At 42.8% G+C, this 25,887-nt stretch carries 24 protein-coding genes; 10 read left to right on the plus strand and 14 right to left on the minus strand.

The window, feature by feature from the left end; all coding sequences use genetic code 11:
* Window positions 1–207: 207 nt before the first annotated feature.
* Window positions 208–1,143, plus strand: coding sequence for a hypothetical protein (locus tag K9M52_RS13370; RefSeq protein WP_224068933.1), 936 nt, complete (start codon window positions 208–210; stop codon window positions 1,141–1,143).
* Between the two features lie 124 nt (window positions 1,144–1,267).
* Here K9M52_RS13370 and K9M52_RS13375 read toward each other — a convergent pair whose 3' ends face one another.
* Entirely contained in the window at window positions 1,268–1,624 is a 357-nt protein-coding gene (locus K9M52_RS13375) for a DUF4870 domain-containing protein (protein ID WP_224068934.1), read from the minus strand.
* A 149-nt stretch (window positions 1,625–1,773) separates the two neighbouring features.
* Complete coding sequence (locus K9M52_RS13380; RefSeq protein ID WP_224068935.1) at window positions 1,774–3,042, minus strand: aspartate kinase; 1,269 nt, start codon at window positions 3,040–3,042, stop codon at window positions 1,774–1,776.
* Window positions 3,043–3,214: 172 nt separating this feature from the next.
* On the opposite strand from K9M52_RS13380, the gene K9M52_RS13385 reads away from it, so the two are divergent.
* The 4 genes from K9M52_RS13385 (at window position 3,215) to K9M52_RS13400 (ending at window position 5,793) form a co-directional block, all read left to right on the plus strand.
* The gene (locus K9M52_RS13385; RefSeq protein WP_224068936.1) at window positions 3,215–3,976 is read left to right on the plus strand and encodes an ABC transporter ATP-binding protein; all 762 of its coding nucleotides are present in this window, start codon (window positions 3,215–3,217) and stop codon (window positions 3,974–3,976) included.
* Window positions 3,977–4,047: 71 nt separating this feature from the next.
* Entirely contained in the window at window positions 4,048–4,605 is a 558-nt protein-coding gene (locus K9M52_RS13390; protein ID WP_224068937.1) for a YfiT family bacillithiol transferase, read from the plus strand.
* Between the two features lie 39 nt (window positions 4,606–4,644).
* Window positions 4,645–5,226, plus strand: a complete 582-nt coding sequence (locus K9M52_RS13395) for an NUDIX hydrolase (RefSeq protein WP_224068938.1) — start codon at window positions 4,645–4,647, stop codon at window positions 5,224–5,226.
* Window positions 5,227–5,241: 15 nt separating this feature from the next.
* The gene (locus tag K9M52_RS13400) at window positions 5,242–5,793 is read left to right on the plus strand and encodes an AAA family ATPase (RefSeq protein ID WP_224068939.1); all 552 of its coding nucleotides are present in this window, start codon (window positions 5,242–5,244) and stop codon (window positions 5,791–5,793) included.
* Here the strand turns inward: K9M52_RS13400 and K9M52_RS13405 are convergent.
* The 4 genes from K9M52_RS13405 to K9M52_RS13420 are packed head-to-tail and all read right to left on the minus strand — an operon-like array spanning window position 5,790 to window position 10,621.
* Window positions 5,790–7,238 carry an APC family permease gene (locus tag K9M52_RS13405; RefSeq protein ID WP_224068940.1) on the minus strand — a complete coding sequence of 483 codons (1,449 nt, stop codon included), beginning with the start codon at window positions 7,236–7,238 and terminating at the stop codon, window positions 5,790–5,792. The two genes, K9M52_RS13400 and K9M52_RS13405, sit on opposite strands and share 4 nt — an antisense overlap.
* On the minus strand, window positions 7,235–8,491 hold the full coding sequence (locus tag K9M52_RS13410) for a 3-deoxy-D-manno-octulosonic acid transferase (protein ID WP_224068941.1): 1,257 nt from the start codon (window positions 8,489–8,491) through the stop codon (window positions 7,235–7,237). The genes K9M52_RS13405 and K9M52_RS13410 overlap by 4 nt, the downstream gene beginning before the upstream one ends.
* Window positions 8,472–9,401, minus strand: a complete 930-nt coding sequence (gene miaA / locus K9M52_RS13415; protein ID WP_224068942.1) for a tRNA (adenosine(37)-N6)-dimethylallyltransferase MiaA — start codon at window positions 9,399–9,401, stop codon at window positions 8,472–8,474. The genes K9M52_RS13410 and miaA overlap by 20 nt, the downstream gene beginning before the upstream one ends.
* 59 nt (window positions 9,402–9,460) lie before the next feature.
* Complete coding sequence (locus K9M52_RS13420; protein WP_224068943.1) at window positions 9,461–10,621, minus strand: sigma-54-dependent transcriptional regulator; 1,161 nt, start codon at window positions 10,619–10,621, stop codon at window positions 9,461–9,463.
* A gap of 262 nt (window positions 10,622–10,883) precedes the next feature.
* Here K9M52_RS13420 and K9M52_RS13425 point away from each other — a divergent pair, with 262 nt between their 5' ends.
* Complete coding sequence (locus K9M52_RS13425) at window positions 10,884–11,189, plus strand: YtxH domain-containing protein (RefSeq protein WP_224068944.1); 306 nt, start codon at window positions 10,884–10,886, stop codon at window positions 11,187–11,189.
* A 451-nt stretch (window positions 11,190–11,640) separates the two neighbouring features.
* Window positions 11,641–12,162, plus strand: coding sequence for a c-type cytochrome (locus K9M52_RS13430; RefSeq protein WP_224068945.1), 522 nt, complete (start codon window positions 11,641–11,643; stop codon window positions 12,160–12,162).
* A gap of 180 nt (window positions 12,163–12,342) precedes the next feature.
* On the opposite strand, the gene pckA is transcribed toward K9M52_RS13430, so the two are convergent.
* Window positions 12,343–13,956 (minus strand): phosphoenolpyruvate carboxykinase (ATP), encoded by a 1,614-nt coding sequence (gene pckA / locus K9M52_RS13435; RefSeq protein WP_224068946.1) that lies wholly within the window; start codon window positions 13,954–13,956, stop codon window positions 12,343–12,345.
* A gap of 488 nt (window positions 13,957–14,444) precedes the next feature.
* On the opposite strand from pckA, the gene serA reads away from it, so the two are divergent.
* Window positions 14,445–15,677, plus strand: coding sequence for a phosphoglycerate dehydrogenase (gene serA, locus K9M52_RS13440; RefSeq protein ID WP_224068947.1), 1,233 nt, complete (start codon window positions 14,445–14,447; stop codon window positions 15,675–15,677).
* 84 nt (window positions 15,678–15,761) lie between these two features.
* Here serA and K9M52_RS13445 read toward each other — a convergent pair whose 3' ends face one another.
* Window positions 15,762–17,156 (minus strand): IS701 family transposase, encoded by a 1,395-nt coding sequence (locus tag K9M52_RS13445; protein WP_224071853.1) that lies wholly within the window; start codon window positions 17,154–17,156, stop codon window positions 15,762–15,764.
* 32 nt (window positions 17,157–17,188) lie between these two features.
* Window positions 17,189–17,398, minus strand: a complete 210-nt coding sequence (locus K9M52_RS13450) for a hypothetical protein (protein WP_119986438.1) — start codon at window positions 17,396–17,398, stop codon at window positions 17,189–17,191.
* 183 nt (window positions 17,399–17,581) lie between these two features.
* On the opposite strand from K9M52_RS13450, the gene K9M52_RS13455 reads away from it, so the two are divergent.
* Window positions 17,582–18,655, plus strand: coding sequence for an NAD(P)/FAD-dependent oxidoreductase (locus K9M52_RS13455; protein ID WP_224068948.1), 1,074 nt, complete (start codon window positions 17,582–17,584; stop codon window positions 18,653–18,655).
* Window positions 18,656–18,745: 90 nt separating this feature from the next.
* Here K9M52_RS13455 and K9M52_RS13460 read toward each other — a convergent pair whose 3' ends face one another.
* From K9M52_RS13460 to K9M52_RS13470, 3 genes are all read right to left on the minus strand, one after another.
* Window positions 18,746–19,624, minus strand: coding sequence for a Ppx/GppA phosphatase family protein (locus K9M52_RS13460; protein ID WP_224068949.1), 879 nt, complete (start codon window positions 19,622–19,624; stop codon window positions 18,746–18,748).
* A gap of 18 nt (window positions 19,625–19,642) precedes the next feature.
* The gene (gene ppk1, locus K9M52_RS13465; protein ID WP_224068950.1) at window positions 19,643–21,844 is read right to left on the minus strand and encodes a polyphosphate kinase 1; all 2,202 of its coding nucleotides are present in this window, start codon (window positions 21,842–21,844) and stop codon (window positions 19,643–19,645) included.
* Between the two features lie 459 nt (window positions 21,845–22,303).
* Entirely contained in the window at window positions 22,304–22,807 is a 504-nt protein-coding gene (locus tag K9M52_RS13470) for an adenylyltransferase/cytidyltransferase family protein (protein ID WP_224068951.1), read from the minus strand.
* A gap of 559 nt (window positions 22,808–23,366) precedes the next feature.
* On the opposite strand from K9M52_RS13470, the gene K9M52_RS13475 reads away from it, so the two are divergent.
* Window positions 23,367–24,518 (plus strand): transposase, encoded by a 1,152-nt coding sequence (locus tag K9M52_RS13475; protein WP_262902434.1) that lies wholly within the window; start codon window positions 23,367–23,369, stop codon window positions 24,516–24,518.
* Window positions 24,519–24,667: 149 nt separating this feature from the next.
* On the opposite strand, the gene panD is transcribed toward K9M52_RS13475, so the two are convergent.
* Window positions 24,668–25,018, minus strand: a complete 351-nt coding sequence (gene panD, locus K9M52_RS13480; protein WP_224068952.1) for an aspartate 1-decarboxylase — start codon at window positions 25,016–25,018, stop codon at window positions 24,668–24,670.
* A gap of 11 nt (window positions 25,019–25,029) precedes the next feature.
* A complete protein-coding gene (locus K9M52_RS13485) occupies window positions 25,030–25,836 on the minus strand; it encodes a 2,3,4,5-tetrahydropyridine-2,6-dicarboxylate N-succinyltransferase (RefSeq protein WP_224068953.1) in 807 nt (268 codons plus the stop codon).
* Window positions 25,837–25,887 lie beyond the last annotated feature (51 nt).

Below are 25,887 nucleotides of genomic sequence, written 5' to 3' on the forward strand. Positions count from 1 at the left end.
GCAAAAAGTCTAATAAAATAGGTTGCAAAAGTACTAACTTCGCAGGTAATTTAACAACCAATGGTTTAAAGTTTTAAATTTGACAAAAATAGCTTAAATTTAGGTCAGAACTGTCGCAGAAAGATTGATATTTACGTTATTAAGTCGAAGGAAGCAAACAGGCTGCTGTAAACCATTAGCGACCTAAATGCAAAAAAATAATCGAGGATGAAAAATAAATTATTAACCATCGGAATCATGTCCCTGCTGATGGGAAGTTGTACGGTAGTCTATCAGGCCAGACCGGAAGATAGCTATGCGCGTAACAATTCAACTCAGTATAATGATCAATATGGTGATCCCTACTATCAGGGAGACGATATGGACGGATATGATGAAAGCTGGGACGCAGATACTTCCGCCGGAGAAGAGCCTAAGATAGACTTTAACAGCGGTGCTTACGATAATGGATATGTCTATAATCCGGCATATTTCGGAGCCAATTTCTATGCTGGTAACCCTTTCTGGGGCCTTGGGCTGTATAACGGCTGGGGCTGGGGTTCTCCCTGGGGCTGGGGCGCTTATTCTCCCTGGGGTTGGGGAATCGGCATCGGTTACGGCTGGGGCGGTTATTATGGCTGGGGTAGTATCTATACCGGTTGGGGCGGTGCCTTTGGCTGGCCGGGATACTATGGTGGCTACTGGGGATATCCCTACTATGGTTGGGGTGGCTATTACGGCGGCTGGGGATATTCTCCCTATGTTGTTCGAAGAGCAACCCGACATTCTAATCTGGTTACCAGAGACGGAAAGACATTTGCACGGACAACTTCTGCCAACCGTTGGGCTTCGTCTAACATGAGAGACATGAATGTCCGCAATACCAGAGGAGTACGCTCTTATCAGCCCTCCATTCGCGATGTCAGTAGCAGCAGAAGCAGATATGGTTCAGGTACCAACAGGAACTATTCCCAACCCAGAAATAGTAATGTGATCCGCAGAACTGCACCGGTTCGCAGAAGCACGTCTCCTTCCAGAAGCTACACACCTTCCAGAAGCTCCAGACCAACGCGGAGTTATTCACCGCCAACGCGGAGCTACTCTCCACCAGCCAGAAGCAGTGCGCCTTCCAGAAGCTCTTCCCCGGTAAGGAGAAGCAGGTAATCTATTAGCATAGCGTACTTCTACAATAATAAATACCAAGTGCCCGTTACAAATAATCTCTGTAACGGGCACTTGGTATTTGTCATATTCTGGCCCTCCGACTTACTTGAAACACAGGCGTTAATCAGATAATTCGCAGGGAAAAAGGATACCGGTATAATTTGCCTTCTGATGCACGTATTGTGGCTACAACCACTAAGACTACAGCGATAATGCCCACAGCCCACAGCAGAAGAATACCGATGATAGAAATAAAAAGTATAAGACAAACCAAGGCAACCGTGATCTGGAAATTCAGGGACTCTTTGGCATGTTCCCTGACGAATTCCGATTCATTCTTTTTAAGCAGATAGATAATAAGCGGCCCTAGGAATGTGCTGACGAAAGTAATGAGATGTGCCAGTAACCCCAGTGTTTTTTCATCCTGTGTGGGAGGCGTCAATGGTTCTGATTCCTGGCCCAAAATTGATGTATTTGCCATAAAATGGATTTTAGTGAGGTTAAAGTTATGGCTATTTACGATTAGTTGTTGATTTTGAAAGAAGAATCATCTAAAGCAAATAATAATGAGGTCTTTTCTCCTCCAGAGGGGCTCAATTGATCTCTTATAAATAACAGCAGGCCCGCGTACTATTGTGCTTCGTATAATACCTGCAAATGCAACTCATTTTCTTGGTAGAGCACCTGCCTTTTGTTGCTGAGATACCGGCTTTTCGCAACATCGTTATGATGGCGGATGGTAAATAAGCTCAGTCCCCTTTGAACCTGAACATCAAACCATTCGCTGGCACTTTGAGCAAATTGTTCAATTTTTTCCGCATGGTCGTCTACAGCGACTTCCAGACTGATGGCTCCGGTTTGAATCAGATTAGGCTTTATTTTAAGTTCCCTGAATATCTTATATAACCGGCTCATAGGCTTTTCCTCAATAAATGAAAAGTCCAGTGTCCGTAAATGAATTAACACCTGCTGGTGTTTATTAATCAGGATCGGTGGCAGATCTTTTGTAGGATGCTGGTCGATCAGTGTCCCTGGCAATCCCGTATCCAGAAAACACTTGACATGCAGGGGAATGTTTTTATTCTGCAATGGCTTGATGGTTTTTGGATGTATGACCTGAGCGCCGTAATAGGCCATTTCAATAACTTCTTTATAACTCAGTTGCGGAATGTATGTTGCTTCCGGAAATAGCCTTGGATCGGCGTTCATGATACCTTCCACGTCTTTCCAGATGGTCAGGCCGTTTGTGTTCAGTATATTGGCAAATATAGCGGCGCTGAAATCGCTACCTTCTCTGCCCAGTGTTGTGTTCTCACACTGGTCTGTAGAACCGATGAACCCTTGTGTAACGACAAAATTCGCCTTATTGAACAGTGGTAATAGCTGGGTTTTAGTAGCATTTTCTGTAAATTCCCAGTCGACAATGCCTTCCTGAAAATGATTGTCCGTACGCAGTATATCTCTCACATCGAGCCAGACAGTATTTAGCCGGATCTCTTTAAGGTAATAGCTGATAATACAGGTGCTCATCAATTCACCTACACTGACAATCTGATCATAATAATAGCTGTATTCTCTAACAGGTTTATCATGAAGCAACCATTCAACTTCTGTAAAAAAATCAGCCAGTTGGGCTATACAGGGGTTAAATTCCAGTACTAACAGATACTTTGCCAGCGTTAGATGTTGTTTGCGGATGTCACCGAAAAGCCTGAGTGCATCATCTTTCCTGCCATCAAAAAAAGCAGTGGCCACAGTTTCCAGCGCATTTGTCGTTTTTCCCATTGCAGAGATAATGATCAGTGTCGGCTCTTCGGCATTCTGTTCCAAAATTTTGCCCACATGTTTTACATGATCGACATCCTGAACACTGGCACCCCCAAATTTAAATACCCGCATGACTAATTAATAAATAGTGATAAATGGTTTGCAGCAAATGTACAAGTTGATTTTTACTCTTGGAGAAAAACTAACAAGGAAACGGCTTATATCGCTTCTATCCGGAGGCAAATACATATTAAAATTGTTGAAAACTGTTCCCTAAACCAAAATTATCGATTAATTTGCGGCCATGGCACAACCGATTATTTCCGTACGGGATCTTGTTAAGAACTATGGTGATTTTAAAGCTGTTAAGGGGATTTCTTTTGATGTTATGCAAGGCGAGATCTTCGGGCTTTTGGGGCCTAACGGGGCCGGAAAGTCGACTACACTGGAAATCATTGAGACGCTCAGGCCTAAGACCAGCGGCAAGGTTATGGTAGATGGAATTGATCTGGACAGCCGGCCCGGCGCTATCAAAAAGATTATCGGCGTACAGTTGCAGGCTGCCGGTTATTACCCCGGGCTGAACTTACAGGAACTGGTTCAGATGTTTGCCGGTCTGTATAATCAGCAGGTAGACTCTCTGGAGCTACTGGATACGGTCCAGTTAAGAGATAAGGCCAAAAGTAAATTCAAACAGCTGAGCGGCGGACAGAAACAACGTTTTTCCATAGCCACGACCCTCATCAATAAACCGAAAATTATTTTCCTGGATGAACCCACTACCGGACTGGACCCACAGGCCAGACGTAACTTATGGGAGTTGATCCGGGATATTAAGGGGCGAGGTACGACTGTAATACTTACGACACATTATATGGATGAAGCCGAGTTTCTGTGCGACAGGGTTGCCATCGTGGATGCAGGTAGTATTATTTCGCTCGCTACGCCCGATCAAATGATCGATGATCTGGTGGCCACAGGATTTGAAAGACCGAAGCAGGTCAAAATGGCTAATCTGGAAGATGTATTCCTTCATCTGACGGGTAAATCCTTGCGGGATATATAGCTTTTTTTCAGTAGATATATTATATTTCAATTAATTTATATATTAAATACCCATCTTAAAGATTTTATCTGATGTCAGCAATGCAAACCGAAAACCTAGATCAATTGCAACACCTGCGGTACCCTATCGGGCAATTTGAACCGCAACCCTATAGTGATGCACAGAAAGCCAAATGGGTTTCTGATGTGCAGTCCCTGCCAGCCCTATTGGAGATTGCTGTCCAGAATCTGGATGCTCCCGCGCTGCATACGCCTTATAGAGAAGGGGGATGGACAATTCAGCAGGTAGTGCATCATGTAGCCGACAGCCACATCAATGCTTATATACGGCTAAAAATGACATTGACAGAAGACAAGCCGATTATTAAGCCTTATGAAGAAGGGCTATGGGCAGAATTGGAAGACACAAAAGGACTCCCGATTAATATATCCCTGACTTTATTACATAGTCTGCACCTACGGTGGGTAAAGATCTATGAGTCTTTAAAAGAGGAGCATTGGAAGCGGTCCATGATTCATCCGGCAACACAAAAAGAGATTACTTTATGGGAGCAACTCGGCCTATATAGCTGGCATGGCAGACATCATCTGGCCCATGTAATGGGTTTAAAAGAACGAATGGGCTGGTAGGCAAGATGATTATCCTTAAAAACAAAAAAGAGATGCAGCATGCAAGATCATGAGAATATTGATAGATTGAAATGGAAGACCCTGGATTCAACATATCTGTTTAAAGAAAACTGGTTTACTGTTCGAAAAGATAAATGTCAACGGGCAGATGGCAAGATCATTGATCCTTATTACGTATTTGAATTTCCTGAATGGGTTACAGCTCTCGCTGTAACAGCTGATAATAAGGTTTTGATGGTCAGGCAATATCGCCATGCGCTTGGAGAAGTAGGATTGGAACTGCCAGGTGGATGTGTAGATGATACTGATGAAAATTATGAAGACGCAATCCGCAGAGAACTGCTGGAAGAAACCGGCTATGCATTCGAATCTGCACATTATTTAGGAAAGATCTCAGCCAATCCCTCTACCAACAGCAACCTGATGCATATGTTTGTAGCCACCGGCGGGCAAAAAATCAAGGACCAGGATTTGGATGATAATGAACAGATAGATGTCCTCACCTTGTCGTTTGAAGAGCTAAATACCTTGATTGAAGAGAAACGGATTGCTCAGGCAATGCATATTTCTACGATTTTATATGGACTCAGATATCTGGGTAAGCTCACTATACATCCCTGATTACAATAACCCATAATGAGCTGTCAACATCCCCTTAATATTGTGGTGATCGGGCCGGAAAGTACCGGCAAATCCAGCCTTTGCCAGGCATTGGCGGTATACTATGATAACCTCTGGTGCCCGGAATATGCCCGGCAGTATCTGGAAGAAAAACCGTCTGAATTTCATTATACAAGAGAAGATCTGCTGGTGATTGCCAAAGAGCAATTGCAACAGGAAAAGTTATATATGCTGAAGGCCAGGGAAAGGAATGACCGGTTTTTATTCATTGATACCGATATGTATGTCATAAAGGTCTGGAGTGAGGTCGCTTTCCAAAAATGTGATCACTGGATACTGGAACAAATTGCCAGGCGACAATATGACTATTACTTGTTGTGTGACATAGATCTTCCATGGACAGAAGATCCATTAAGGGAGTATCCTGATCCGGCGATGCGCCAGCATCTTTTTAAGCATTATCAGGATCTGCTTCATCACCAAAATACGCCCTTTTCAGTAATTCATGGAGCGGATAGCTCAAGAATAGAAAACGCGGTTCAGGCGCTGGAGCAGCAGTTTCCCTAATCCGGCTTTTCTACTCCATGCCGGCCATTGTCTACCCCTTTGATCGCGTTGTTCTTTTTGGCCATATAATATAATGGGAACCCGATAGCCACAATAATTAGCCCACCAATCACATAATCTCTGGTATAGAATACCAATAGAATACAAAAAGCAGCACTAATAAGTACATAAAGTGCGGGAAGTACTGGATATAAAGGGGCTTTGTAAGGTCGATCGGCATCTGGCATCTTTTTGCGTAGCCGAAAGATGCCAATAATAGTCAGCATGTAAAAAAGTACGACTACAAAGGAGACCATGTTGAGCAGATCCCCATATTTGCCACTCAGACATAACAGGCTGGCAACTATGCATTGGATCCATAAACCAAATTCAGGGACTTCATTTTTATTCAGACGACCTGCCTTCTGAAAGAACAATCCATCCTTGGCCATAGTATAGTACACCCTTGCCCCGGCCAGGATCAGTCCGTTATTGCAGCCAAAAGTGGAGATCATTATCATGATCGCGATGATGAGTGTGCCGGCCGGGCCAAAGGCTTGCAGTGATGCAGCTACGGCTACTCTGTCATTTTGCGCGTAGGCAATATCATGTAAGGGCAATACAGCAAGGTAAACCAGATTGATGGCCAGATAAAGAAGTGTGACCAATAAGGTGCCCAAAAAAAGGCTCATGCCGACATTCTTTTTTGGGTTTTTGATCTCTCCGGCAATAAACGTGACATTTTCCCAGGCTACGCTGCTAAATACGGAGCCCACCATTGCTGCGGCAACGGCGCCGAAAGCTGCCATAATTGTATAATCACTAAAACTTCCGTCGGCGTTTAGCATATGGAGATCCAGGGCATTTTGCCAGTTGGCTGTCCACACATCTGCCTTAAAGGCCATGAATCCAAAGAGGATCAGACCGGCCAGAGATAGAATTTTAATAATTGTAAAAAAGGTTTGAATGATTTTACCATTGCGGATGCCTTTGGAGTTCACAACCGTAAGAAGGATAATGATGGCAATAGATAGGATCTGTGCCGCACTGATCTGAATGGAGCCAAGATCTAGCAATATGACGTTTTCTCCCACCTCAGGAAACAGGTAGGCCGTAAACTTACTGAAGGCAACGCCCACCGCTGCAATCGTTCCTGTCTGGATTACGGAGAAAAAGCTCCATCCGTATAAAAAGCCCACAAGGGGGTTATAAGCCTCTTTCAGATAAACGTACTGGCCACCTGCTTTTGGAAACATTGCACTGAGCTCGCCATAGCTGACAGCAGCAAGAATGGTCATCACTCCGGTGATGACCCATACCAGGATCATCCAACCGGCACTTCCTACATGTCGCGTGATGTCTGACGATACAATAAAAATACCCGAACCGATCATAGAGCCGGCAACAATCATTGTTGCGTCCATCAGGTTCAATGAAGATTTAAATGCGGGTTTCTGATTACTCATAATATTTGCGAAATAAGGTTTTTATCGATATACGAAAGTATTTTAGCTGTTGCTCCGGCGCTTTGTTCCATAAAGTCGGAAGCGGCCTGACAAGCCTTTTGGTATTGTTGATGATCTTCCAGAAGTTCATTAAAAGTGGCTTCCAGTTCAAGAACATTATCGACTGGAAAAGCTGCACCCGCTTGTTCCATTTCTACGGTTTCTTTGAAATGTTCATATATCGGCCCGAAAACAACGGGCTTGCCATAAACGGCGGCTTCCAGCGTATTATGGATACCGCTTTTACCGAAACCTCCACCCACAAAACATATAGTGGCATAATGATATAGCCTTTTCAGCTTGCCGATATTATCGATGATCAGGATATGGGCATCTGACCCGGGGGCCTGTATATAGGTACTGTACAAGATACTGCCGGGGTAGAGCTCCAAGCAGTCATCCAGACGAGCCTGATCGATCTCATGCGGGGCAATAATAAAACGGATCTCTGGATGACTGTTGGCATAATGACGGAGTTCATTGTCGTCTTCCGGCCAGGTGCTGCCTGCGACAATAACCGGAAATGTTGCGCAGAACTCGTCAACACCGTCTATAGGAACCCAGCGGTCCCGTACGGAAAGAACGCGGTCCACCCGGGTGTCTCCCGTACGGGTGACATTTTGAATTTGTATACTTTTTAATAGATGTACAGAATTTTCATCCTGAACAAAAAGATGCCTATAAAAAAAGAGCATCTTTCTATGGAGCAGGCTGCCATACCATTTGAAAAAAGGCTGATCCTTTCTAAATAACGCGGATATCAGGATTAACGGGATCTTGCGGTCATGGATGGCCTTGAGGTAGAAATACCAAAATTCATATTTGACGAAGATCACCAGTTTGGGTTTGGTGATACTTAGCCAGCGCCTGGCGTGATAATGACTGTCCAGCGGCAAATAAAAGACCCAGTCTGCACCGGCATAATTTTTATGAATTTCATAGCCAGAAGGAGAGAAGAAACTCAGTAAGATCTTATGATCTGGATGATGTTCTTTTAAGGCTTCCAAAAGCGGCCGTCCCTGTTCAAATTCTCCCAGCGAGGCACAATGAAACCAAATAACAGGGGCCTCGTTGCCTTTAAATGCCTTATTCAGCTTTTTAAAAATTTTTTTTCGGCCTTGATACCAGAGCCGGGCTTTGTGATTGAAAACCGAGGCGATTTCCACACCACAAGCATATAAAAACAAAAATATTCTATACAGAATCAGGCCCATTCAATTGAGATTTAATACAAGATAGTATATTTTCCTTATCTGTTGGGGAAAACCATTTAAAATCTTCCTGCTTTTTAAACCAGGTAATTTGCCTTTTGGCATAGTGACGTGTATTGCGTTGAATTGTTTCTTTTACACTTAACAAATCCGTCTTTCCCTCAAAATACGGATACCATTCTCTATATCCCACAGTCTGTAGCGCATTCAGATGCCGAAAAGGATAAAGGGTGCGGACCTCCTTTTCCAGGCCCTGAGCCATCATAATATCTACACGGGTATTGATTCGTTGATATAGCACGTCTCTGGGTGTGGCAAGCCCTATATTAATCACCTGAAATCCCCGGTCCTGTTTTTTATTCTTGCGGTAGGCAACGATAGAAGTGCCTGTGGTACGGATAAACTCGAGCGCCCGCATTAATCGTTGCGGATTCATCTTTTCCGCCTGTTCCCAAAATAAGGGATCCTCCAAAGCAATCCTGGATTGTAACCATTCCAGCCCATTTTGCTGATATTGCTGAATGACTGTTTCACGGATGGAGGCAGGTATAGACGGCATGGCATCGATTCCCTCTGTGAGTGCTTTAATATACAAGCCTGTACCGCCAACAGCCAGTACGACTGAATGCTCCTTAAAAAGCTGATTCAAGGTTTTTAAACCATACGCAGCGAAGGTCCCGGCATTGACTATTTCCTGAATGCTATGCGTCGCAATAAAATGATGAGGAACCAGGTGAAGTTCTTCCGGGGAAGGTCTGGCGACCCCGATCTCAAGTTCTCTGTAGCATTGCCTGGAGTCAGCGGAGAGAATCTCTGTGCCAAATGCCTTTGCCAGCCATATGCCCAGGGCAGTTTTGCCTGAGGCCGTTGGTCCGGCAAGGACAACCAGGGTCCGTGGATGAGGTAGTTGCATAAGATCCGTCGAGTTTAATGAAGCAGACTTTGCTTTCCAAAGATATCCGATCCTGCTGCCTATTTGGAGATGACGTAATTATGGATGTCTTCCAGCTTGATTTTGTCGCCCGCCAGAATGATCAGCCTTTCGACCACATTTCTGAGCTCCCGAATATTACCACGCCAATTATGTTCCTGCAGCGCCTTGAGGGCGTCCTTATCAATATTTTTGACCGGCTGCCCGTAGTCCTGGGCGATATCTTCGAGAAATTTTTCCACCAGCAACGGAATATCTTCTCTGCGATTGTTAAGAGACGGTGTGTGGATCAGGATGACACCCAGACGGTGATACAGGTCCAGCCTGAAATTCTTTTCCTCGACTTCCCTGAGCAGGTCCTTGTTTGTGGCCGCAATGACGCGGACGTCTACGTTAATCTCTTTTTCGCCTCCGACACGCTGGATCTTGCCTTCCTGGAGCGCCCTAAGTACTTTGGCCTGGGAACTGAGACTCATGTCGCCGACTTCATCCAGAAACAGTGTTCCACCATTCGCCTGTTCAAATTTACCTATATGCTGTTTGACTGCAGAGGTAAATGAGCCTTTTTCGTGCCCAAAAAGCTCGCTTTCAATAAGCTCCTGGGGAATGGCGGCACAGTTGACCTCAACCAGGGGTTTTCCTGCCCGGTTACTTTTAGCATGAATCCATCTGGCTACTAATTCTTTACCGACTCCGTTTTCGCCGGTAATCAGTACACGGGCATCCGTTTCTGCTACTTTATCGATTGTGGTCTTGATCTTATTCATTTCTTCTGACTGGCCGATCATTTCCTGAACTTTGGCAACCTTTTTCTTTAAGGTCTTCGTCTCTTTGCTAAGGACATTTTTGTCCGTCGCGTTGCGGATGGTGATCAACAGGCGGTTCAGATCAGGGGGTTTGGATATAAAGTCAAAGGCACCTTTTTTTACGGCTTCAACCGCCGATTCTATATTGCCGTGCCCACTGATCATAATAATAGGGATATCTGAATTCAGTTCCATCGCCTTGGTTAAAAATTCCATGCCATCCAGCTTGGGCATCTTAATATCACAGAGTACTACATCGTAATTATTTTCAGAGAAATGTTTCCAGCCGTCCTCACCGTCGGTTGCTTCATCTACCTTATAGCCTTCAAACGTCAAAATTTCATGAAGGGTCTTGCGTATTGCCTTCTCATCGTCAATAACTAATATTTTCGCCATATTTTAAAGGGCTTGTTTTTTGGGTAATAATTACCTGCGAATATAGTTTTTTTTGCCTAAACCACATCCCCGCTCTATTATATAAAGATGGGGAATTTCTCGTATGCAAAAAGGTGCCTTCTTTAGCGGTTTAAAATATAATCAGGGAAATATTTGGTATAGTTCTCTGATTATCTTACATTAACGTTATATTTGGCGATCTTGGCAAGGTTGTTGAACTTTACAGATTAATCCTTATTAATAACATTTAAAACTATTCGTTATGAGTGCGAAACATATTTTGGTTGGAACGATTTCCGGTATTGTTGCAGGTGCCGTTGTAGGACTGATGCTAGCTCCCCAGTCCGGTGAAGAGACCCGCAAGCAACTCGCAGATTCGACAAGGGATCTGAAAAATAAATGGAACAAGTGGACAGCCAAATCCATGGAAGAACTCGATGACCTCCAAGAGGTCTTTAAATCTGAGGTCGCTGGTGTTAGTGATGATATTCGTGAAAGGGTGCTGAAACTGATTAAAAAAGTAAAGCATTCTACTGATAGCGTTTCAGAAGAAGTTGCTGAAGCATGACATCCAGATCCGGATTAAAATACTAATTGCAGATGTAGGTATGACATCTGGATGAAGCAAAACCACAGACAAAATATATTGATTTAATATCGATAGTTTTTAAAGATAAATGATCAACCTCTTTTAAAACCGCATTTATCATTATCCGGTAACATAAAGAGGTATATTACAGGAATTATAACCCTACGCTTCACGAACACCAACATACAAATGAGCATTTCCTGATTAACTTTATTATATCGTTAATTATGGGGATGCTCTTTTATTGTGCTTCCCCTGCTACCTTTATAATTTTCAGAATATGGCTTATTGGTCAAAAAAACGACTCCCAGTAATTTTTTTTTGATAGTAGAGATGAGTTATTTATATTTACGGTACAGTAAGGCAGTGGTTCGGGTGTTGTAATCCAAAGCCTGACTTCCTGTATTCCCTATTCAAATTCGAAATTGATATGTTTAAAATTAAAGCCAATAAAAACAAAGGCAGCGTCCTTATTGTTTTGGGAGCACTGTTCGTGGGTGTACTGATGTCTTTTTCATTTACACAACCTAAACATAATTTTAAAGTCTTACCCCAGGATATAAGTCATGACAGCCTAATGGGTATCATGAAAGGATTCAATAAGGCGTTGGGCGTCAAGTGTGGATTTTGTCACGCAAAAAGCGAAACGGACTCTACCAAATTAAATTTTGCGAGTGATGAACTGCATCATAAGGAGATTGCGCGATATATGATGAAAATGACCGCAGGTATCAACAAAGAATATTTTAATTTCCGTGGCTCTACACGCCCGGATACGATTCAGGTCATTACCTGTGTTACCTGCCACAGAGGAAATGAACATCCGGCCAAAAGCATGGAGGATGTCCAGCCAAATCATTTTCGTAAGATGATGGGGCCGGATCATAAAGGCCCGAATGGTAAAGAAGGCCGCCCTGATATGCCGCCACGCAGGGAACAAAAAGAAGGGTAAGGTAGATCGTATACCGATTTCAAAAAGGAGGACAAGTATTAGATCAGTACAACTAATAGTGCCCTCCTCGGGATACAGCTGTTGAAAATTATACTTGTAATCATCAAGTTGGTACCCACTGTAACTAAATATTATAAAGAAATCCGCATTCAGTACCCCCGGTAGTGGATGCGGATTTCTTTATAATATTTGAGGTCCGCCTGCACGGGTAGATGCGCTTGCTTTCTGAGAATATTTTTTGAAATTCTCAATAAATAAACGCGCCAGTTTATTGGCCTCGGCGTCATAGGCCTCCTTATCTTGCCAGGCTTCTCTGGGGTTAAGGATGTCATCCGGTACACCAGGGCAATGCTGTGGTTTCATGACGCCAAAAACATCATGTTTTATATAATGCACGTCACGGAGTTCATCATTGAGGGCTGCCACTACCATGGCCCTGGTATATTTTAGATCGATTCGTTTGCCCGTACCATAAGCTCCGCCACTCCAGCCGGTATTGATCAGCCACACATTAATCTCGGGGTGTTTTTGCAGGTTGCGGCCCAGGAGCTCTGCGTATTCAGTCGGATGTAATGGTAGAAATACATGGCCAAAACAGGCAGAGAAGGCTGATTGCGGCTCTTTGATACCCACCTCTGTTCCGGCTACTTTAGCAGTGTATCCGCTAACAAAGTGGTACATAGCTTGCCCTCTGGATAGTTTAGCAATCGGGGGTAAAACGCCGAATGCGTCACAGGTCAGAAAAAATATGTTTTTTGGGAGATTCCCAAACGAAGGCTGTTTGGCATTTCTGATATAACTGATTGGATAGGCGGCACGGGTATTTTCAGTGATGGAAGCATCACTATAATTGACCCTATTTTCTCCGGGATAAAAACTCACGTTTTCAAGTAAGGTGCCTTTACGTATGGCAGCTGCGATTTCAGGCTCCTTTTCAGGGCTAAGATTGATGCATTTAGCATAACAGCCGCCTTCAAAATTAAAAATAGCATGCTCTGCCCAGCCATGCTCATCATCGCCGATTAAAGCTCTGTCCGGACTGGCACTCAACGTTGTTTTGCCGGTACCGCTGAGACCAAAAAATAAAGCGACATCGCCGTGTTTGCCTTCATTGGCTGAGCAGTGCATAGATAATACTTTATTATCATGGGGTAACAGAAAGTTAAGGACACTAAAAATACCTTTTTTGATCTCTCCTGTATAGGCACTTCCGCCAATCAGGACGATTCTTTTGGTGAAATTGACAATCGTAAAGTTACTTTGACGGGTTCCGTCGACCGATGGATTAGCCATAAAGCCGGGCGCCTGAATAATTTGCCACCTGGGTTGTGCTTCTTGTACATCGTCGGCTGCATTTGTCTGGTCAATAAAGAGATTATGACAGAAAAGGTTAGCCCAGGGCGTTTCATTAATGACCTGTATTTTCAGGTTATATTCAGGATAGGCGCATGCACTGACATCTCTGATCCAGATTTCCTTATCAGAAAGGTAATCAATGACCTTGTTATACAAGGAGTTAAATATGTCGGTACCGATGGGAATATTTACCGTTCCCCAATCCACTGAATCGGTTGTAATAGCATCTTTTACAATAAATTTATCTTTGGGAGACCTGCCGGTAAACTTTCCCGTCTGAACACAAAGTGCGCCTTCCTGACTTAATTTACCCTGTCCTAATTGCAGTGTCTGCTGTTCAAGTTGTTCTGGAGCAAGGTTGTAATAGATTTTTTTTGCATTGAAGGGTTGAGGCTGTTTTAAGGGGGTAGCCGCAGGACGGTCGGATATAGGTTGCATAACGCGTTTAAAAACTTTTAAAATGAACGTACATTTGTTAGTATATGCAAGGTAGGAATAAATTCTTGAGAACAAAGTAATTCTGCTATAATTTTTAACAGGGTTGGAGAATGGCGGCTTCGGGAGGTTATAGATCTTTCTAAATTTTTTTATGTTTTTTGTAAGACATTTTATTTTTAGAACTCTATCTATTCAATAGAGTATTTTCGCCAATTTATATGGGTATAATTGCTACTTAATCAGTATGTTATGTTTATTATTTGTCACTGAAAAAAATGAAATGCCTGGTTCAGCTTACTTTTTGGTAACCTATATTTTCTTCCTTATACCAATAACACGCATTAGTTTAGATTCGATTACATTCGCAATTGTTAAATATTACAGGCTGTATTTTTTATGCAGGTTAGTTAGATTTTATGCAAAAAAATCAATGCGGTTATGTAAAATTTGCACTATTTTCAAATACTCATTAAACAAATGAAAATTGCATGAAAGAGCAAACCAGTTATCCTAAAGAAAAGATTAATATTCTCTTTTTAGAGAATATCAGTGACAAGGCCGTTGAACGATTCAAGTCCGCAGGGTATGCTAATGTAACAAAATTGACAGGGGCCATGAATGAAGAAGAGCTTATCAAGGCCATTAAAGATGTTCATTTAATTGGTATTCGCTCGAAGACAAAAATCACGGCTAAGGTTTTAAAGGCTGCCACCAAATTACAGGCGATTGGCTGCTTTTGTATCGGTACTAATCAGGTAGACCTGGAGTCTGCTAAAAAAGCCGGCATTGCAGTTTTTAACGCTCCATATAGCAATACGAGAAGTGTAGCAGAACTGGTGATTGCTACATCCATTTTGCTGATTCGTAAAATTCTGGATAAGAACAAAGCTGCCCATGAAGGTATTTGGTTGAAAGATTCTAAGGATAGCTATGAACTAAGGGGCAAGACAATGGGTATTATCGGATACGGTAGCATCGGCACCCAGCTCAGTATTTTGGCTGAAGCGCTGGGCATGAAGGTGTTGTTTTATGACGTGCAAACCAAACTTCCTCTGGGAAATGCGGCATCTACCAAATCCATGAAAGAACTGGTGAGTAAAGCTGATATTGTTTCCTTGCATGTTCCCGAAACACCGGAAACTAAGGAAATCGTCAATGAAAAACTACTTAAATCTTTCAAAGACGGTTCTATTCTGATTAACTATGCGAGAGGTCATTGTGTTGAGATAGATGCATTGGTTAAACATCTGAAAAGCGGTCATCTTTCCGGAGCAGCAATCGATGTATTTCCAGTAGAACCCAAAAAAATAGGGGATGCATTTGAAAGTCCGTTAAAAGGACTAAGCAATGTGCTGCTAACGCCACATATTGGGGGGTCAACAGAAGAGGCGCAGGCTAATATCGGAGAAGATGTGAGCAAAAAGCTTTTTGATTATCTGGAAAACGGAGTGACCAACCAATGTATTACGGTGCCGTCAATCGCGTTACAGGCACACCCCAATGCCCATCGCATTTTGCATATTCACAGCAATAAACCAGGTGTGTTAAGCGCAATCAATACGCAGCTGTCCAAAAATAAGATCAATATCCTGGGACAATATCTGAATACCAATGATACCATTGGTTATGTAGTCCTGGATCTGGATAAAAAGCTTTCCGCAAAAGCGGTTGAATTACTTAAAGAAGTAAAAGGAACGATTAAGGTACGTACCGTTTATTAATAAGTGGTAGTTCGAATAGCTTACCCATCAATTATAAAGCCTGCGCTTCCCCCTTTGGGTGAAGTGCAGGCTTCTTTAGTTTGGCTAATTTCTGGCATAAAAGAAGGAGGAAAATGAGGGATTTGCCATTTTTTCGCACTTCGATAATTTTTTTTCAATGTTCACGAAGTCGGAAAAATTAATATTTACACTTTGCGCCCAATTTTCAACTCTACATCTATTTATAATATCACCAGTAGTAACCCTTTGCTTTTTAATATTTACGTACCATTTAGGCCCAGGGAGTTGTTTTTTTGATTTGGACTGCTGCTGTTTGTGCGATGCCAGTATCATCATAGCATAACATGCGGATACAAATGCCGGAACTTTTGCTACCGCAGTTTTTTCCCGGATTTGTGCCTGACCACATCCCATTAATGTTTTCTGATCTCTAAAGCCGACTTCTATCTCCCATCTTCTAATATAAGCCTGGACCTGCAGGAAAATATCTATCTCTTGATTGGTTGATATTAAATAGGCGGGAGCACGATACAGTAATTTTGATTTTTTGGTGAGCCTATAGGAAACTGGCCTGATAATGATCAGCATTAAGTCTCTCTTACCTGATTTTCGCCAGCGTATATCTTTTACAACTTTCACATTGAATGTACGCATCTTTCCTGCAGCCCATGCTTCAACCTGCTGATAAGGATAGTCATCGCTTTGTCGGATTTGTTCTGGTGTGGGGAGCTCTTCTCCATAATATCGTTTACGTCCCTTTCCTGATTGTTGCTCTTCTGGTAGAGCATAAATTTTTGAATCCTTCCTTATGCGGCCAATGAGTTCTACATTTTCTGGAAGTTGCCTTAAAACAGTTCCATTCGTGTAACTGCCGTCCACGCTCAGGATAAGTTTTTTATTTTTATAGCCATCGTCATCTAAGCACTTTCTCAAGGCTATGACACGCTGGACGCCTACTTCGCTCATTTTTTCTTTCTTCTGTCTTTCCCGGTATAGTGCTACTTCCTGGTCGGTCGCATTTTTTGACGGCTTCTTGGTGGGAGGACAATGTTTGAAGTCTACCGGGATGGCCCTTGATGGACCGCAGAGGTCTTTTTCAATGAGCGATAAAGAGAGTTGAACAAATCGTTGGCCCCAAATGAAATTATTACAAAACGGGGGGCCAAGTGGATCCCTTAGCCATCCGGTCCCTGATATTTTCTTCCCTCTCTTCCTTAACAGGGTATCGTCCATGTGTGCATAAATAAAATCGCCTTTCTTTCTATTTTGATACACGACCTCCTTTCTAACTTCAGAAAAAATTGCATTCATATCCATTCTTTCACCCTTAAATATTCGATAGGCCGCACTCCAGTCCTTAAACTGATTCCCACTTGCTGTTAACATCCCTGTTATCGTACAACGTCCAATACATGAAATAACTCCGTGAGACAAATCGCGAGCTCTCTGAAAAGTTCTGGATTGCTTGAAAGCTGTTATACATCTATCGAATAATTCATTAAAGCAAGCAACTACTCCTTCTTTTTGGGGAGTTTTTTTTTAAGATCTTTTACGGATTCATCACTACGCTGAAGTACTAGGCGCTGGTGATCATCTATCACCCACTCAACAATCTCTCCTTGCTTAAATTCTATTGCCTGAGCCACGGCAGCTGGAAAATTTACATACCATTGCTCACTCTTTGCTCTTTTTATTATCTGAATTTTAGTTGGATATCCCATATCTAGTCGTTTAACTAGATATAAAGATCACAAAAAATAGCAATATAACCAACTAAATTGCTATTTTTTTTTGCCTTATCTAGAAAAAGGCCAAACTAGAGAAGCCTGCGCTTCCCCCTTTGGGTGAAGTGCAGGCTTTATTGATTTGTTCGCTTGTCAGTACTTATATCTAATTTTGTCTCTATGAAAGACATGGATTGTATTATAGTGGGGCAGGGAATCGCAGGAACTCTATTGAGTTTTGAATTGATGCAGGCAGGCTTTTCTGTACTGGTCGTAGATTCAGACAAGCCTTATGGGGCCAGCCGCGTGGCCAGTGGAGTTATCAATCCGGTGACAGGGCGAAGGGTTGTGGAAACATGGAAAATAGACCATCTTTTGCCCTTGGCCGCTGATACTTATGACCGGATCAGTAAGTTCCTCGGCTTACCTTCTATCACAAGAATGATAGATGTCCTTTCGGTTCATAATAGTGAGCAGATGCGGCAGGCGTATGAGAAACGCATTAAGGAAGAAAGTAATTATATCCTTGAAGTGGAAGGTACCGGACAGTATGAGTTATTTTTTAAGCTACCATATGGTTTGCATGCGATTCATCCTGTTTTATTAGTTGACCTGCAAACATTGTTGTCTGCTTATAGGGACTATCTTATTGAACAGGATCTTTTATTGAACATCCCCTTTGATTGGAGTCGGTTGCAATTGTCAAAAAAAGAAGACGAGCCGATTTTTTATAACAGTGACGATGGCATACAACTAAAAGCAAAATGGCTGATTGCCGCTGAAGGAACCGGAGTGGTGCATAATCCATATTTTAAGGAGCTGGCTTTTAGGTATAATAAAGGTGAAGCTCTGATTATTTCAGCGCCACAACTGCCAAGGTCACATATTTATAAATTGCGATATAGTATAGTGCCCTGGGGAGAGAAGGACCTTTTTTGGGTGGGTTCGACGTATCAGTGGACCTTTGATAATGCATCGCCCTCAGCTTCCTTTAAAGAATCGGTGATCAGTTTTTTAGATAAAGAACTTTTAGTACCTTATAAGGTGTTGGATCACATGGCTTCTATTAGGCCGGCCAGTGTGAACAGAAGGCCGTTTGCCGGTTTTCACAGTATATATTCCCGACTAGGTATTCTCAATGGACTGGGGGCCAAAGGGTGCTCACTGGCCCCATATCTGGCAATGGCCTGGAAGGATCATTTGTTGAGGGGCAGGCCTTTTGATGCTGAAGTCATCCTTGACAACAATCGGTAAACAGCGCCCCTGTTTATATATGTATAGGTATGACTATATCTATATCTGTCTTTAATACCATCGGTTATCGGCCGCAGATCTGTCGTATTATTATTTGCTGATTTTAGAATACAGCTCACGGATCAGACCATCTGCGACGCCGATTTTGGGTACATAGATCTCTTGAGCGCCAGTCCAGCGCATGATTTGAATATAGATCTGAAGGGCGGGTACAATTACATCCGCACGATCTTCTCTTATTTTGTATTGTCGCATTCGTTCAGCGATGCTCAACGTTTCAAAGTGTTTATAATAGTTTTTAAGGGTACGTATAGACAGGGGCCTTCCCTCCTTTGTTTTACTCAATGAAAACACTTTATTAATATTACCACCGGAACCAATAGCGGTGATTGGCAAATCGCATTGGGTTTTCTCCTGAATCAATGTTTTGAGTTCAGCCCAGTCTTTATCTCCCCACTGGCCTTCCAGGAGGCGTATCGTACCCAAATTGACAGATTTTTTAAAAACTTGTCTGCCTTTTACATAGAAATTGAGTTCGGTACTGCCTCCACCCACGTCAATGTATAGGTAGGCATGTTGATTGCTTAGCGATTCCGCAATATGGTTTTTAAAAACCAGCGAAGCTTCTTCTTCACCCGAGATGATTTCTATAGAAATTCCGGATCGCTGATGCACGTCTTCAATAATATCCCGGCTGTTTTTAGCGTCTCTCATGGCGCTGGTCGCACAGGCTCTGAACTGCTCCACACCATAGGCATCCATCAGATGTCGGTATGCCTGCATGGTATTGATGAGCATTGCTTCCCTTTTAGGGCCGATTTTTGATAGTTTGAAGACGTCCAAACCCAATCGTAAGGGGACGCGGACAAGGTTCATTTTATTAAATTCCAAATGTTTTCCTTTGCCTTTGACATCGGCGATCAGCAGACGTGAGGCGTTACTTCCTATATCAATCGCGGCTAGAACCATACGCTATTTTTTGTAATACTATTTATTTGTTCCGTTTACTAATTTTAATGACGCTATTTTCGTGCCTGTTTTTGGTATGGGCTTCACTTTTGCCACAGATTTTATTGCCGGCTTAGAACGAGACGCCTTTGAGAGCTGTTTGGATTCCGGTGGCAATGTATCCTGCAAGTATGTATAGATCTTTGTTTGAGACCTTATCTCCTTTTCTTTATTGCCCCTATGAATATACTTGTTTTCCAGCAAACCATCCAAAATTCTTGCTTTGACATTATCGCTTAACTGGATTTGGAGGATTTCCCGGAGTGTTTTTTTGATGGCGGGATCCTGTATCTTTACGGCTACTTCTAGCCGATGTTGTAAATTTCGGACCATCCAGTCCGCAGAAGATATATATGTGGTGTGCTTGCCGCCATGATGGAAGATCATTACTCTGGCATGTTCCAGGTATTCATCGACAATACTGATGGCAAACATATCTTGTTTAAACTTCTTAAAATGAGTGTTTGCACAGCATATACTCCTTATGATCATCTGTACGGGTACACCTGCGTGTGCTGCTTCATACAATTTCCGGATAAGAATATCGTCACTGAGAGAATTTAGTTTTAGAATGATTCCTGATTTTTTTCCAGCTTTTGCGGCAGCGATCTCGTAGTCGATGCGGCTGATAAAATGTTCCCGCATTCCGGTAGGGGCTATTACCAGATGTTTGCATTTGTGAAGATGGGCTTCGCTAGTGTGCTCCGGCGCTTCCAGGTATTTAAAAATGCGCCCGATATCAGCCATGATGGCTGAGTTGGCGGTCAGCAGATAATGATCTCCATAGATTCTTGCGGTTTTTTCATTAAGGTTGCCAGTTGCAATGAAACCATAACTGACGGTTTTTTTCTGAATCCGTTTTTTGATCAGACAGACTTTTGCGTGAACTTTTTTGTCCGTAATGCCAATTAAAGTTTTGACACCTTCTTCTTCCAGGCGGTCCTTCCATTCCAGATTGGCCTGTTCATTGAACCTCGCCCGGAGTTCTATCATAACGGTTACATCTTTTCCATTACGGACAGCATTGATCAGCGCATTGACGATCTTGGAATTAGATGCCAACCTGTAGGCCGTTATCTGAATGCTCTCTACATCCGGATCCATAGCGGCCTCCCGGAGCAAATCAATTACCGTTACATAGCTGTGATAGGGCGGGCTTAATAAAATATCTTTTTTGAGCAGGACATCGGTCACCCTTCTTTTACCGGCAACATCCGGATGAACAAATGGAGGTTGGTTCCTGGTTGTTTTGATAGGAAATAAATCAGGTAGCGCCATAAAATCACGGAAATTATGAATCTTTTCTCCTGGTAAGATATTGTCTTTCTGGCTCAGATGCAGATGTTTAATAAGAAATTGTAGCAGCCCTGTATGCATCTGTTTGTCATAGATGAAACGGACCGCTTTTCCTTTACGCCTGTTTTTTAGACCCTTTTTGATCTGCTGAACCAGCGTAGTCGACAAATCATTATCAATATCAAATTCTGCATCCTTTGTAATTTTGAAGATATACGCTTCAAACTGGTCATAGTCAAAGAAGGAAAAAATATACGGTAAATTAAATCGTATCACATCTTCCAACAGGATTATATGCCGTTCAGTAGACCTTGAGGGAAGCTGGAGGAATCTTCCATGAATGTCAGACGGGATTTCAATGAGAGCGAGTTTATGGTCGGATGGATCATTCTTTTTATGCATAACCACACCCAAGAACAGGCTTTTATCTCTTAGATAGGGCAGAGCTGGCAAGTCTTCAACTAAAAGTGGTATAACACTGGAGGCAACTTCCTGATCAAAATAGTTTCTGACAAAACTCTTTTGACGGGTAGACAGAGAACTGGCATCTTTTAGAAAAAATTTATTCTCAGCCATTTCCTGGACGATGCCTTGCCAGACTGTATTGAATTCATTTTGTTGCCTGAGTACGATCGTCTGGATTCTTTCCAGGATTGCCTCCGGTTGCTCCTCGAAGTAAAAGTTCGCTTTTTTCCCTTTAAGCAAAACCATGCGTTTAAGTGCTGCTACCCGGACCCGGAAAAACTCCTCAAGATTGCTGGAATGGATGGCCAGAAATTTAATTCGTTCTGGTAATGGCACTGTAGGGTCGCTAGCCTCTTGTAAAACGCGTTCATTAAAACTGAGCCAGCTTATATCACGTGGAATGTTCTGAATGGTTTTCATCTAGATCGTCGTGGAAAATAACCTATTTTAAATTCATTAATATGTTCTGTCTCTAAAGGTAAGTATTGAAGGGTAATTCTTTAGTATTCCAAGGTTAAATTATTGTAACTTCTTTCTTTAGTGTACATGCGGAAAAAAAGAGCTAATTAAATGAGCTTAACACCATTTTTTCAAGAAGACATCATAAAAAGATGGTTGAAATTTAAAGAGTGTTACCCTGCATTGTTAGATACTTCTATAATAAACTTAGCATATATTCTCTTCAACATTTAGCTGAACTATATCAACTAAAGAGAGGTATTGACGATAAAAATGGGCGAATGTAGAGATAAGTTCGATAATTTAGAAGATAAAATAAATATCAAACTGGCCTTGGTTGAAACCCGGCACTTTGAATGGCTGTTTCGTTGTATTTTATTGTAAAGAGCTCTTGGATTAGATAATTATAGCATATGTCAGTTATTCTGTTTTATCCGTATTTCTCAGCTTTTCCAGCGTTGCAGTAGATGAATAGCCTTCCAGAATAGGGTTAATAATAACCTCGCCACCATTGTCCTTTACCTCTTTTGCGCCGACAATCTGATCGATACTATAATCACCACCTTTGACCAATACATCGGGCAGGAGTGCCTGGATGGTCTTAAGAGGCGTTGGTTCGTCAAATACGATAACAGCGTCAACGACAGCCATCGCAGCCAGTAAAAGCGCCCGGTCTTCCGCTTTATTAATGGGCCTTCCCTCTCCTTTAATGCCGGCAATACTGGCATCTGAATTAATAGCCACGATAAGACAATCTGCATGACTGGCAGCTTCATTTAAAGAAACCAGGTGACCGGCATGTAACACATCAAAACAGCCATTGGTAAATGCCACTTTTTTACTTTTAAGTCGCCATCCCGCTACCACTCTTTGTAAATCTTCTAACTCATATAGCTTACTCGCCGCAAATGCTGTAATTTTCATGTATTGTGTTTAGAGGTTCAATTTAAGATAAAATCGCCAAAGGCCATTATTTTATTGATGCTATTGTTCTATCGATATTGGAACACATCGTCAAACCTCTTAATAATCAGCATAGAGCAGAGTTAAAAGAAGAGTAACTGCTGCTCAGATATATAATTATTTAATTGATTGTCAGTTTATTATATCCAAAAAAGCAAGAAGTTTAACACCTACTCGAAGCGCAGTTCCAGAAAATGCAGAACTTGTCTTTAAAAGTTGACAGCCATCTCTGCTTCTTTCACTGTAATTATTTAGTTTTGCCCCTGTCATCATCGAAAAGCACTGATACTAATAGGGTGGAGATGATGACGAACCTACTTCGTTGATTTGACCTGACTGTACATCTGCCGCTTTGCCATGGGCAGTAAGAACAGCCATCAATCCAAATATTATTGAAATCATGCCCTGGTGGTATAAGGCCACATTAAAGGGGCACAGGCATTCTATTATAAAAAAATTAAATTGTGAAAAGCACGCACCTGAAAGCCTATAAATTTCGGATCTACCCTGAGGGGAACAGATTAATTTTCTGGCCCGGCAATTTGGCTGCGTCAGGTTCGTGTACAATTATGCCCTTGAACTGCGGCAAAAGACCTATGAACAGACCGGCAAATCCCTGTCTTACTATGATACCGCCAAAATGCTGCCTGTGCTTAAAAGCCGGCAGGAAACCGGGTGGCTGGGCGAGGTGATCGCCCAGCCACTGCAGATGGCCATGCAAAATGTAGATGATAGCTACAGGCGTTTCTTTAAGGGACAGAACAGGTACCCCAGATTCAGGTGCAGAAGCGGCCGTCAGTGCTTTAAGCTGCCACAGGGCTTCAGGGTGGAGGGTGATCACCTCTGGCTCCCTAAACTGAAAACAGGGATCAGAATAAAAATAAGCAGGCAGATCAAAGGGAAAATCTTATACCTGCATCTGTCCAGGACCACTACAGGCAACTATTACGTTTCCTTCACCTGTGAGGTCCCCAGAGAGATACTGGCCGGTACGGGTAAGGATACCGGCGTCGATGTAGGGGTCAAGGATGCCGCCATCCTGTCGGACGGCACCAGATATGAAAATATCAAACCGCTGAAGACACTGGAGAAGAAACTAAAACACAGACAAAAGCAGCTCTCAAAAAAGCAGAAAGGCAGCAAATCCAGGAAACGGCAACGCCGTAAAGTAGCCCGGCTGCATGAAAGGATAAAGAACCTCAGGGAGGACCACCTGCATAAGATCACTACCGACATCGTCAAGAAACACGACTGTGTCGCGGTAGAGAACATTGCGGTGAAAAACATGTTGAAAAACCACTGTCTGGCAAAGTCCCTGTCAGACGCTTCACTGGGAAAGCTACTGACCCAGCTCGAGTACAAATGCGACTGGTATGGCCGGAAGTTCGTGAAAGTTGACCGGTTCTTTCCCTCTTCCAAAACCTGTTATGTCTGCGGGGAAAAGAAAGAAGACCTGACTCTGGCAGACAGGACCTGGACCTGCAGCTGCTGCCATACCACGCATGACAGAGATGTCAATGCCGCCAGGAACATACTCAGGGAAGGTCTGAAAATATTGTCTGGCTGTGGTACGCAGTCGGACACTAAACAAAAACAGGCGGAGGCGTTCCCACCAGGGGAGTCTGTGAAGCCTGAAGCGAAGGCTATGCAAGAGGAAAAACCTGATGCATAGCTGAGCAGTACAAAAGAAGATGATGAGTTATATAATATTTTGATGGCCATCAAAATCAAAGATGCCTGCCCGGAAATCTTATGAAATCCTAAGGCAGGCGTTTAAAAAATATACCCAGCCACTAAACGGGTAACACTGGCTTCCTTAGATTAAGGCAGTTTATTCGTTCCCTCTCTGGGAAAGACGACCTGGGGACGGAAGGTCTTAGCTTCTTCGAAATCCATGTGTGCATAAGATATAATAATAATAATATCACCTACTGCACCTTTTCTGGCAGCAGGGCCGTTTAGGCAAACGGTACCGCTGTCTCTTTTGCCTTTGATGAGGTAGGTTTCAAGGCGCTCGCCGTTATTGACATTAACGATCTGCACTTTTTCTCCTTCAATCATTCCTGCTGCGTCCATCAGGGCTTCATCCAGGGTGAGGCTTCCGACATAGTTTAAATTCGCTTCGGTCAATACTGCCCGATGGATTTTCGATTTTAATACCTCGATTAACATACTTAATTTTTTTAGACGGCTACATTAAAATCACGAAGCGCGTCATTGAGACTTGTTTTAAGATCTGTGCTGGGTTTACGCTGACCGATGATCAGGGCACAGTTCACATTATAGGTGCCGGCAGGGAATTCCTTAGGATAACTACCTGGAATCACCACACTGCGGGCAGGAACCCGACCTTTAATTTCAATGGGCTTTTCACCGCTGACATCAATAATTTTGGTGGATTTGGTTAAGACTACGTTGGCACCCAATACGGCTTCTTTTTCTACAATCACGCCTTCAACTACAATACAACGGCTACCGATAAAGCATCCGTCTTCAATAATGACCGGAGAAGCCTGTAAAGGCTCCAGTACACCACCGATACCAACACCGCCGCTTAGGTGAACGCCTTTGCCTATCTGTGCACAGCTGCCAACTGTCGCCCAGGTGTCTACCATTGTACCTTCATCCACATAAGCCCCGATATTTACATAGCTAGGCATTAAAACAACGTTTTTGCCTAAAAAAGCACCATAACGTGCGACAGCATGAGGTACTGCTCGTACGCCCATAGTCGCATAATCTTTTTTCAGCAACATTTTATCATGAAACTCGAAAGGCGCCAGATCCCAGGTTTGCATTTTCTGTACACCAAAATATAATAAAATGGCTTGTTTTACCCACTCATTTACCTGCCAGCCACTCTCGGTGGGAGCAGCTGTGCGGAGTCTGCCTTTATCTACCTCTTCGATAACACTCCGAACGGCATCCACATATTTTTGGTTTTCCAGTAAGGACCTGTCTTGCCAGGCGGCTTCAATAAGTTCTTTCATTATAATTTTTAGTTTTTAATGGATTTTGCAAAATTAATGTATCACATGGAT

The organism is Arachidicoccus terrestris (assembly GCF_020042345.1).
In the GTDB taxonomy this organism is placed as follows: domain Bacteria; phylum Bacteroidota; class Bacteroidia; order Chitinophagales; family Chitinophagaceae; genus Arachidicoccus; species Arachidicoccus terrestris.

Excerpts from the sequence above, each read along its gene's own strand:
- K9M52_RS13455 (WP_224068948.1), top strand. The coding sequence starts at position 17,582 with ATGAAAGACATGGATTGTATTATAGTGGGGCAGGGAATCGCAGGAACT.
- K9M52_RS13485 (WP_224068953.1), bottom strand. The coding sequence starts at position 25,836 with ATGAAAGAACTTATTGAAGCCGCCTGGCAAGACAGGTCCTTACTGGAA.
- K9M52_RS13370 (WP_224068933.1), top strand. The coding sequence starts at position 208 with ATGAAAAATAAATTATTAACCATCGGAATCATGTCCCTGCTGATGGGA.
- K9M52_RS13460 (WP_224068949.1), bottom strand. The coding sequence starts at position 19,624 with ATGGTTCTAGCCGCGATTGATATAGGAAGTAACGCCTCACGTCTGCTG.
- K9M52_RS13390 (WP_224068937.1), top strand. The coding sequence starts at position 4,048 with ATGTCAGCAATGCAAACCGAAAACCTAGATCAATTGCAACACCTGCGG.
- serA (WP_224068947.1), top strand. The coding sequence starts at position 14,445 with ATGAAAGAGCAAACCAGTTATCCTAAAGAAAAGATTAATATTCTCTTT.
- miaA (WP_224068942.1), bottom strand. The coding sequence starts at position 9,401 with ATGCAACTACCTCATCCACGGACCCTGGTTGTCCTTGCCGGACCAACG.
- K9M52_RS13385 (WP_224068936.1), top strand. The coding sequence starts at position 3,215 with ATGGCACAACCGATTATTTCCGTACGGGATCTTGTTAAGAACTATGGT.
- K9M52_RS13400 (WP_224068939.1), top strand. The coding sequence starts at position 5,242 with ATGAGCTGTCAACATCCCCTTAATATTGTGGTGATCGGGCCGGAAAGT.
- K9M52_RS13430 (WP_224068945.1), top strand. The coding sequence starts at position 11,641 with ATGTTTAAAATTAAAGCCAATAAAAACAAAGGCAGCGTCCTTATTGTT.
- pckA (WP_224068946.1), bottom strand. The coding sequence starts at position 13,956 with ATGCAACCTATATCCGACCGTCCTGCGGCTACCCCCTTAAAACAGCCT.
- K9M52_RS13375 (WP_224068934.1), bottom strand. The coding sequence starts at position 1,624 with ATGGCAAATACATCAATTTTGGGCCAGGAATCAGAACCATTGACGCCT.
- K9M52_RS13405 (WP_224068940.1), bottom strand. The coding sequence starts at position 7,238 with ATGAGTAATCAGAAACCCGCATTTAAATCTTCATTGAACCTGATGGAC.
- K9M52_RS13420 (WP_224068943.1), bottom strand. The coding sequence starts at position 10,621 with ATGGCGAAAATATTAGTTATTGACGATGAGAAGGCAATACGCAAGACC.
- K9M52_RS13470 (WP_224068951.1), bottom strand. The coding sequence starts at position 22,807 with ATGAAAATTACAGCATTTGCGGCGAGTAAGCTATATGAGTTAGAAGAT.
- K9M52_RS13450 (WP_119986438.1), bottom strand. The coding sequence starts at position 17,398 with ATGGGATATCCAACTAAAATTCAGATAATAAAAAGAGCAAAGAGTGAG.
- ppk1 (WP_224068950.1), bottom strand. The coding sequence starts at position 21,844 with ATGAAAACCATTCAGAACATTCCACGTGATATAAGCTGGCTCAGTTTT.
- K9M52_RS13395 (WP_224068938.1), top strand. The coding sequence starts at position 4,645 with ATGCAAGATCATGAGAATATTGATAGATTGAAATGGAAGACCCTGGAT.
- panD (WP_224068952.1), bottom strand. The coding sequence starts at position 25,018 with ATGTTAATCGAGGTATTAAAATCGAAAATCCATCGGGCAGTATTGACC.
- K9M52_RS13380 (WP_224068935.1), bottom strand. The coding sequence starts at position 3,042 with ATGCGGGTATTTAAATTTGGGGGTGCCAGTGTTCAGGATGTCGATCAT.
- K9M52_RS13410 (WP_224068941.1), bottom strand. The coding sequence starts at position 8,491 with ATGGGCCTGATTCTGTATAGAATATTTTTGTTTTTATATGCTTGTGGT.
- K9M52_RS13425 (WP_224068944.1), top strand. The coding sequence starts at position 10,884 with ATGAGTGCGAAACATATTTTGGTTGGAACGATTTCCGGTATTGTTGCA.